Source organism: Hydrogenophaga sp., from assembly GCF_018780075.1.
Classification (GTDB): domain Bacteria; phylum Pseudomonadota; class Gammaproteobacteria; order Burkholderiales; family Burkholderiaceae_C; genus Hydrogenophaga.
Genome location: NZ_JADMKB010000085.1, coordinates 1 through 7,952, shown reverse-complemented (window position 1 = coordinate 7,952; position 7,952 = coordinate 1). Strand labels below are relative to the sequence as shown.

The 7,952-nt window shown below is 69.6% G+C and carries 5 protein-coding genes; all 5 read right to left on the bottom strand.

The features are described 5' to 3' along the window. Positions 1–199: 199 nt before the first annotated feature. The 5 genes from IV088_RS14570 to IV088_RS14550 all read right to left on the bottom strand — a co-directional run bounded on the left by IV088_RS14570 (position 200) and on the right by IV088_RS14550 (position 7,791). Complete coding sequence (locus IV088_RS14570; protein ID WP_291103310.1) at positions 200–1,546, bottom strand: MATE family efflux transporter; 1,347 nt, start codon at positions 1,544–1,546, stop codon at positions 200–202. A 159-nt stretch (positions 1,547–1,705) separates the two neighbouring features. Next, the gene (locus tag IV088_RS14565; RefSeq protein WP_291103308.1) at positions 1,706–3,349 is read right to left on the bottom strand and encodes an alpha-D-glucose phosphate-specific phosphoglucomutase; all 1,644 of its coding nucleotides are present in this window, start codon (positions 3,347–3,349) and stop codon (positions 1,706–1,708) included. A gap of 103 nt (positions 3,350–3,452) precedes the next feature. Next, positions 3,453–5,108, bottom strand: coding sequence for an alpha-glucosidase family protein (locus IV088_RS14560; protein WP_291103306.1), 1,656 nt, complete (start codon positions 5,106–5,108; stop codon positions 3,453–3,455). 37 nt (positions 5,109–5,145) lie between these two features. Then, positions 5,146–6,483 carry a GH1 family beta-glucosidase gene (locus IV088_RS14555; RefSeq protein ID WP_291103303.1) on the bottom strand — a complete coding sequence of 446 codons (1,338 nt, stop codon included), beginning with the start codon at positions 6,481–6,483 and terminating at the stop codon, positions 5,146–5,148. A gap of 135 nt (positions 6,484–6,618) precedes the next feature. Continuing rightward, entirely contained in the window at positions 6,619–7,791 is a 1,173-nt protein-coding gene (locus IV088_RS14550) for a carbohydrate ABC transporter permease (RefSeq protein WP_291103300.1), read from the bottom strand. Positions 7,792–7,952: the final 161 nt, after the last annotated feature.

Genomic DNA, 7,952 nt, shown 5'->3' with positions numbered 1-7,952 from the left:
GTCTTGATCGGGCCGGTGTGGGAGTCGTGCGCGTGGTCGCTCATGGTGTCCTCTGGGGTGGCGAAACGGTGCCGGGAAGGGGGGAATGGGGGATCGCCCGACGGAGGGCAAACAACCCGCGATTATAAACAGCGACCCATTGCACGGGGCTTGCACCGCCCCCCGCAGCGGCGAGGTGTGTGATCAGCGCATCAGTGCATCAACGGGGCTTGCGCAGCCCGCGCAGCGTTTCCCGTGCATGGGGCAGCCAGCCCTTGCCGCGCCAGCGCCACCACATGAGCAGGCCGCGCAGGCACTCGTCGGCCACGTAGGCCAGCCAGATGCCGGGCAGGCCCCAGGCACGGCCCATGAAGTACGAGCCCGCGCCCAGCAGCAGCGCGAACGAGCCGATGCTGGCGTAGACGGGGTAGTTCACGTCGCCGGTGGCGCGCAGCGCGCCGATCACCACCAGGTTGAACACACGTCCCAGCTCCAGCGCGACCGAGATCCACAGCAGGGTCTGGGCCGCTTCGATGATGGCCGGGTCTTTGGTGAAGGCCCGCATGATCCAGGGCGCGGCCAGCGCCGCGATCAGCACCAGCGAGCCCGAGGCCAGCATGCCGTTGCGCACGCCCTTCTTCACCATCTGGTCCGCCTCGCGCAGCCGGCCGGCGCCCACCAGGCGACCGACCATGATCTCGCAGGCCCAGCCGATGGCCATGCTGATCAGCAGCACGTACTTCAGCGTCTGCAGCGTGTAGGAGTGGGTGGCCAGCGCGGCCACGCCCAGGCGCGCGGTGGCCGAGAGCGAGACCATGAAGGCCAGCCGGTAGCCCAGCTCCTGCGCGGCGCCCGGCAGGCCGATGCGCAGCACCGGCCCCAGTGTGCGCATGGGCAGGGACCACCAGTGGTGCAGCTGAGGCCGCAGGTCCATGCGCCGCTGCCAGAAGCGCAGGTGCAGCAGCAGGCCCAGCGCCCGGCTGAGCAGAAACGCCACCGCGTAGCCGTTCAGCCCCCAGCCGTCCCAGCTGCCCAGGCCGCGCATGAACACGAAGGCCAGCAGCAGGTGCGTGCCGTGCATGGCGATCATGATGAACAACGACTCGCGCGCAAACAGGTGGGCGCGCAGCACGGCGGCCATGCTGATGTTGTAGGCCTCCAGCACCATGGCCGGCGCGAGCAGCAGCATGTAGCTGATGGCCAGCGGCACCACCTCGGCCGGGGCGTTGAGCACGTCCAGCGTGAGGGCCTTGCCGAACAGCAGCCAGCTCGCGGCCAGCAGGCCGGCCCAGGTGCTGGCCGCGAGCGCCATGTACGAGGTGCGCTTCACCGCGTCCGGCTGGCCGCTGCCGATCAGCTGCGTGACCACCACGCCCAGGCCGATGGCCAGCACGCGGAAGATGACGAACAGGGTCTCCAACACCTGCTGCGTGAGGCCGAAGGTGCCGGCCGCCGCGTCGGACGTGTCCGAGGCCAGGTAGAGCCCGGCCATGGCCACCGTCATGCCCAGCAGGAACTCGCCAAAGATGGGCGCTGCGACGGCGTTGAGGCTGGGGCGGGCTTTCATGCGATCTGGGCCCGGCCCGGTACTGGTTTTGCATGGCGCCGGAGCGCTGCTTGGCCGCGTGCAACGGGGCCACCCGGGGCACCGCCGGGCCGGCTCTGCCGGACGGCCAATGCCGCCCCCTTGCGGGGGTGGCGCGAAACGCTGCGTGGGGGCCTCACTTCAGGTCATGACCGTGGGCGCGTCCATGCCCGTGTGGTGGCGGATGCGGGCCACGGCTTCAGCCAGGGCGATCAGCGGCGCCAGAGCGGTCTGCGCGGGAATGTCCTGCCGGCCCGCGTCAGGCTCGTGGCGTTCCAGGTAGACGCGCAGCGTGGCGCCCTCGGTGCCCGTGCCCGAGAGGCGGAACACCACGCGCGAGGAATCTTCCAGCACCACGCGCACGCCCTGCTTCTGGCTCACCGAGCCGTCCACCGGGTCGGTGTACGAAAAGTCGTCGGCCCAGGCGATCTGTTGTCCGGCCACGGTGCTGCCGCCCAGCGACGGCAGCTGCGCACGCAGCTCGGCCATCAGCGCGTTGGCCTTGTCGGTGGCGATGCCGTCGTAGTCGTGTCGCGAGTAGACGCAGCGGCCATGTTCTTTCCACACGCCGCGCACCAACTGCTCGACCGACTGGCCGGTGACGGCCACGAGGTTGAGCCAGAACAGCACGGCCCACAGGCCGTCCTTCTCGCGCACATGGTCCGAGCCGGTGCCGTAGCTCTCTTCGCCGCAGAGCGTGACCTGGCCCGCGTCGAGCAGGTTGCCGAAAAACTTCCAGCCGGTGGGCGTCTCGTAGCAGGCGATGCCCATGGCCTTCGCCACGCGGTCCACCGCGGTCGAGGTGGGCATGGAGCGCGCCACGCCCTTGAGTCCCTGCGCGTAGCCGGGCACCTTCGTCGCGTGCGCGGTCAGCACCGCCAGGCTGTCGGACGGCGACACCAGGAAGCCGCGGCCGAGGATCATGTTGCGGTCGGCGTCGCCGTCGGAGGCCGCGCCCATGTCGGGTGCGTCGGCGGCCATGAGGTGGGCCACCAGGTCGTCGGCGTAGGCGGGGTTCGGGTCGGGGTGCAAGCCGCCGAAGTCTTCCAGCGGCTCAGCGTGCACCACGGTGCCGGCGGGCGCGCCGAGTTCGCCTTCGATGATGGCCTTGGCGTAGGGGCCGCCCACGGCCCACATCGCGTCGTAGCGCAGGCGGAAGCCGCGCGCGAACAGGGCGCGGATGGCGTCGAAATCGAACAGGCCGCGCAGCACGGTGGCGTGGTCTTCCACGGGGTCGATCACCTCGACCGTGGTGTCTTCGATCTGTTGCATGCCGAGCATGTCGATGGCGATGTCGGCGGCGTCGCTGATCTGGACACGCTCGAGCGCCTGCGTGCGCTCGTAGATGGCCTGCGTGAGCTTCTCGGGCGCCGGGCCGCCGTTGGCCGCGTTGTACTTGATGCCGAAATCGCCGTCGGGGCCGCCGGGGTTGTGGCTGGCCGAGAGGATGATGCCGCCGCTCGCGCCGTGGCGGCGGATCACCGCGCTGGCCGCCGGGGTCGAGAGGATGCCGCCCCGGCCGAGCAGCACCCGCGCGTAGCCGCGCGCGGCCGCCATCTTCAGGATGGTCTGCACGGCGGTCCGGTTGTGGAAGCGGCCGTCACCGCCGAGCACCAGGGTCTGGCCGGTGGCCAAGCCGTGCTCGCCGTGCAGCACGTCGAACAGCGCCTGCACGAAGTTCTCCAGGTAACGCGGCTGCTGGAACACCGTGACCTTCTTGCGCAGGCCGGAGGTGCCGGGCAGCTGGCCGGCGAACGGGGTGGTGGGCAGGGACTGGAGGGTCATGGCGGTTCCTGGGGTGTCGGGGTGGGGTGAAGGCCTGGAAGACCGGGCGTCAGAGCGCCAGTGTCGCGCAGATTCCAGCCGGCCTTGTGACCACCCGAAACCGTCAGCCCATTTCCAGAAACACGCAGCCCCAGGGGTCGAAGTGCACGGAGCCGTCCGACACCCGCGCGCCGGTCGCGACGCCGCCGGCCAGCGGTGTGGCCTGTGCCCAGCCCTCGGGCAGCGCCAGCGCGGCCGGTGTGTCGCTGAAGTTGAAGGCACACAGCAGCCGCTGCGTGCCGTCGTCGCGTTCGAAGGCCAGCACCTGCGGGTGGGTGGGCAGCAGGGTCATGCGGCCGTGCCGCAGCGCGGGCTGCCCGCGCCGCCAGTGCAGCAGCTGGGTGAAGTGGCTCAACAGGCTGCCGGCCTGACCTTGCTGGCGGTCCACCGCCAGCGCGCGGTGCGGCTCGGCCACCGGCAGCCAGGGTTTGTCTCCGGTGGTGAAGCCCGCGTGCGGTGTGTCGGCGGACCAGGGCATGGGCGTGCGGCAACCGTCGCGGCCCTTGAACTCGGGCCACATGGTGATGCCGTACGGGTCCTGCAGGTCCTCGTAGCGCAGCTCGGCCTCGGGCAGGCCCAGCTCCTCGCCCTGGTAGAGGCAGACCGTGCCGCGCAGGCTGGCCTGGAAGGTCGCGGCCAGGCGCAGCAGGCGCGGGTCGGGGTTGGGGCCGCCCCAGCGGGTGGCCGAGCGCACCACGTCGTGGTTGGACAGGGCCCAGCAGGGCCAGCCGTCGCCCACGATCTCGCCAAAGCGGCCGAGGAAGCCGTGCAGGAAAGGCGCGTCGTGCGCCTCGCCCAGCAGGTCGAAGCAGTAGGCCATGTGCAGCTTGTCGCCACCCGCGGTGTACTCGGCCACGCGGGCCAGCCCGTCGTCGTCGCCGATCTCGCCCACCATGGTGGTGTCGGGGTACTGGTCGAGCAGGGCGCGCAGGCGCTGCAGGAAGGGCAGGTTTTCCGGCCGGCTCTTGTCGTACACGTGGCGCTGCCAGCCGTAGGGGTTGAAGGGGTTGACCGCCGGGTCCGGGTTGTTGCGGTCGGGCGCGCCGCGGCCCGGGTTGTCGCGCAGCAAGGCGTCGTGGAAGAAGAAGTTGACCGTGTCCAGCCGGTAGCCGTCCACGCCCAGGTCGAGCCAGAACTTCACCGTCGCCAGCAGCGCGTCCTGCACCTGCGGGCTGTGGAAGTTCAGGTCGGGCTGGCTGGTCAGGAAGTTGTGCAGGTAATACTGGCAGCGGCGCGTGTCCCACTGCCAGGCGCTGCCGCCGAAGATGGACAGCCAGTTGTTGGGCGGGTTGCCGTCGTCCTTGGCATCGGCCCAGACGTACCAGTCGGCCTTGGGGTTGTCCTGGCTGCTGCGGCTTTCCACGAACCAGGGGTGCTGGTCGCTGGTGTGCGAGAGCACCTGGTCGATCATGACCTTCAGACCGAGTTCGTGCGCCCGGGCCACCAGAGCGCGGAAGTCGTCCAGCGTGCCGAACATCGGGTCGACGTCACAGTAGTCGCTGACGTCGTAGCCGAAGTCCTTCATCGGGCTCTTGAAGAACGGCGAGATCCAGATGCCGTCGGCGCCGAGCGCGGCGATGTGGTCGAGGCGCTGGGTGATGCCCGGCAGGTCGCCGATGCCGTCGCCGTTGCTGTCCTGGAAGGAGCGCGGGTAGATCTGGTAGATCACGCCGCCACGCCACCAGCCGTTGTTGGGGGCTTGGGGGGAAGGGTGGTTCATGGGTGAAACGGTGCGGGAAGAGGAAGAGGTCGGGTGGTCAGGCGGGCGTGGTGGCGTGGCGCTGCATGAGCGCCTGCAGCCACCGCGCGCTGTGTTTGGGCGTGCGGGCCTGGGTGGCGTAGTCCACGTGCACCACGCCGAAGCGCTGGGTGTAGCCGTGGGCCCACTCGAAATTGTCGAGCAGGCTCCAGACGTAGTAGCCGCGGATGTCGATGCCCGCGTCCACCATGGCGGCGAGCTGGGTCAGGTGGGTCTGCAGGTAGCGCAGCCGCGTCTCGTCGTGGCACCCGCCGTCCACCACGCCGGTGTTGTCGGCGGCGCCGTTTTCGGTGATCCAGATCGGCGGCAGCGGCCACTCCTTCAGCAGGTTCTCCACCACGCGGCGCAGGCCCACGGGGTAGATCTCCCAGCCGATATCGGTCAGGGGCAGCTGGTCACCGTCGGGCGCGACGAAGGTGTAGCCGCGCACCGCGTCGCCCTGGCTCACCGGCGCGCGCGCGACCGAGCGGGTGTAGTAGTTCAGCCCGATGAAGTCCAGCGGCTGGGCGCAGATCGCCAGGTCGCCCGCGTGGCGGCCCTCGGCGCGCGCGCCGATCTGGGCCAGCATCTCGGCCGGCCATTCGCGGCCGAACAGCGGGTTGAGGAACACGTGGTTGCGCTCCAGCTCGGCCAGGCGCGCGGCCGCCGCGTCGGCGGGCGCGCTGCTGAACGGGTCGCACAGCTCGGGGTTGAGCACGATGCCGAGCGCCGTGTCGCTGCGCACCGCGCGCCACGCCTGCACGCCCAGGCCGTGCGCGAGCATGAGGTGGTGGGCGGCGAGCAACGAGGCTTCGCGGTCCTGCACGCCGGGCGCGAACACGCCGATGTCGTGCCCGAGGAAGGCGCTGCACCACGGCTCGTTGAGCGTGGCCACGCGGGGCAGGCGGTCGCCCAGCTCGCGCGCGACCAGGGCCGCGTAGTCGGCAAAGCGGTGCGCCGTGTCGCGGTTCAGCCAGCCGCCTTCGAGGTGCGAGGGCAGGTCCCAGTGGAACAGCGTGGCGTTGGGCGTGATCCCGTGTTGCTGCAGCTGGTCGAGCAGGCGGCGGTAGAAATCGAGGCCGGCCTGGTTGGCGCGGCCCTGCGCGTTCACCACGCGCGTCCAGGCGATGGAGAAGCGGTAATGCCGGAACCCCAGCGACGCCATCAGCGCGACGTCCTCGGGGTAGCGGTGGTAGTGGTCGCAGGCGACCAGGCCGTTGCTGGCGTCCTTGATGCGCCCGGGTTGCGCGCAGAAATCGTCCCAGATGCTGGGCAGCTTGCCCCCCTCGCGGCCGCCCCCCTCGATCTGGAAAGCGGCGGTGGCGCAGCCCCATTCAAAAGCAGCAGGAAAAGTCAATTCATTGGTCATTGGCTAAACACAAATGCAGGAGGAAAACAGGGGCGTTCGTTCCAGGGCACCCGAAGCGCCGGCTTTGCCGGGCCAAAGGGTGCGTCCCCCTGGGGGAAAGCCGCAAAGCGGCGCAGGGGGAGCTCACTTGACCGAGCCGGACAGCAGCCCCCGCACAAAGAAGCGCTGCAGCGAGAAGAACACCAGCACCGGCACGGCGATGGAGACAAAGGCGCTGGCGGTCAGGATCTCCCAGCTCTCGCCGCGCGATCCCAGCAGGTCGTTGAGCTTGATGGTCAGCACCACCTGGTCGGGCGCCTTGCCCAGGAAGACCAGCGCGACCAGGAAATCGTTCCAGACCCAGAGGAACTGGAAGATCGCAAAGCTCGCCAGCGCCGGCACCGACAGCGGCAGCACGATGCTGGTGAAGATCTGGAAGTGGGTGGCACCGTCCATGCGCGCGCTCTCGATGATGTCGCGCGGCAGCGAGGCGATGTAGTTGCGCAGCAGGTAGATCGCCAGCGGCAGGCCGAAGGCCGAGTGCGCGAGCCACACGCCCAGGTAGGACTTGGACGGCATGCCCAGCGCTTCGCCCAGGTCGTTGTAGAGCTTCAGCAGCGGGATCAGCGACATCTGCAGCGGCACCACCAGCATGGCGACCACCAGCACGAACAGCCAGCGCCGGCCGGGGAACTCCATCCAGCTGAAGGCGTAGGCGGCGAACGCGGCGATCAGGATCGGGATGAAGGTGGCGGGGATCGTGACCTTGAAGGTGTTGAGGAAGGCGTCGCCCACGCCCTCGGACGCCACCACCTTCTGGTAGTTGGTGGTCGAGAAGGAGGGTGGCGTTTCGGCCACGAAGAAGATGCGGATGCCCCGGTCTTTCTCATAGGCCTGGTTCAGCACCATGCGGTAGCTGCCGTCGGCGTTCACGGTGAGCGTGCCATCGGGCTGGCCGTCTTCGTCGTCGAACACCTGGGCGTCCGTCAGCTCGACCGGCTGGCCCACGGGGAACTCGCCAGGGTTGGCCGACTTGAGCGAGAAGCGGCTCAGTTTGACCGACGCGCCTTCGGGAAACAGGCGCCCGGCCATCACGAAGCGGTCGCCCTCGGGCACCACGCTCTGGGCGCCGGCGGTGCGGCGCATGTCGGGCCGGGTCTGGGTGGACAGCGCGGTCCACCAGCCGCTGCTCACGATCTGCTCGCGGTCGCGGAAGCTGGAGATCAGCAGGCCGAAGGTGGGCAGCACCCAGGCCAGCACGATGGCCAGCAGCAGGGCGTGCGAGACCACGGACGTGGCGTTGAGTCGGAGTTTCATCGCTGGGCCTCCTCGGCGCGGAATCGGCGGATGTTGAAGGCCATCACGGGGATCACGGCCAGCATGAGCACCATGGCCAGGGTGGAGCTGCGCCCGTAGTCGCCGCCGCCGCGGAACATCCAGTCGTACATCAGGTTGGCCAGCACGCTGGTGTCCCACTG

Excerpts from the sequence above, each read along its gene's own strand:
- IV088_RS14560 (WP_291103306.1), bottom strand. The coding sequence starts at position 5,108 with ATGAACCACCCTTCCCCCCAAGCCCCCAACAACGGCTGGTGGCGTGGC.
- IV088_RS14565 (WP_291103308.1), bottom strand. The coding sequence starts at position 3,349 with ATGACCCTCCAGTCCCTGCCCACCACCCCGTTCGCCGGCCAGCTGCCC.
- IV088_RS14550 (WP_291103300.1), bottom strand. The coding sequence starts at position 7,791 with ATGAAACTCCGACTCAACGCCACGTCCGTGGTCTCGCACGCCCTGCTG.
- IV088_RS14570 (WP_291103310.1), bottom strand. The coding sequence starts at position 1,546 with ATGAAAGCCCGCCCCAGCCTCAACGCCGTCGCAGCGCCCATCTTTGGC.